Here is a 621-nt window from a genome sequence, read left to right on the forward strand (position 1 = left end):
CGATGACAACATCGGATAACTGCACCCTCTGTCCGAACCGCTGCTGCCCTATCTCACGAATACAAGCACGCGGCACCTACGCGTTCCTGTGGATTTCAACACGCCTTCAAGATTCAATGTGCTGATCAATGGGATCTCTGCCGACTGAGGTGATCGAGTAGTCCACTGCCCGGACATTCGGCACTGCCCGGACGGTGTTGACGAAGCCAGCTAGTGCCTCCGTGGTCCCCTCAAGGACGAACAACTCCATACAGTACTGGTCCTGGACGTGTGCATGCGTAGTCGCGGAGACGATAGCATCGTATTCGTGGCGTACTCCCGTGAGACGCTGCTGGACGGCGGGTTGACAGTACTCGAAGACCACCGATACTGTACACATCTGCTTCTGTCCGTCGATATTTTGCCCCTGAAACTCTTCGAGTAGCGACCGTGTGCCTTCGCGGACGACCTCGCTTCGGCCACTGTACCCGTGTTTGTCGGCGAACTCGTCGATGCGTTCGAGTAACGCTTCGGGCATCGAGATGCTAACGACGCCCATATGCTAAAATTCTATTCTGAGTTATTAGTATCTGTTATGACTGTGGAGCCTACACCGTAATAATTAGTATTTTAGTATAGTAG

General features: G+C 53.1%; 1 protein-coding gene. It reads right to left on the reverse strand.

The features are described from left to right. Positions 1 to 106 precede the first annotated feature (106 nt). Positions 107 to 538 carry a CopG family ribbon-helix-helix protein gene (locus DEQ92_RS21390; RefSeq protein WP_115821750.1) on the reverse strand — a complete coding sequence of 144 codons (432 nt, stop codon included), beginning with the start codon at positions 536 to 538 and terminating at the stop codon, positions 107 to 109. Between the last annotated feature and the right edge of the window lie 83 nt (positions 539 to 621).

This window comes from Haloferax sp. Atlit-6N, from assembly GCF_003383195.1.
Classification (GTDB): Archaea; Halobacteriota; Halobacteria; order Halobacteriales; family Haloferacaceae; genus Haloferax; species Haloferax gibbonsii.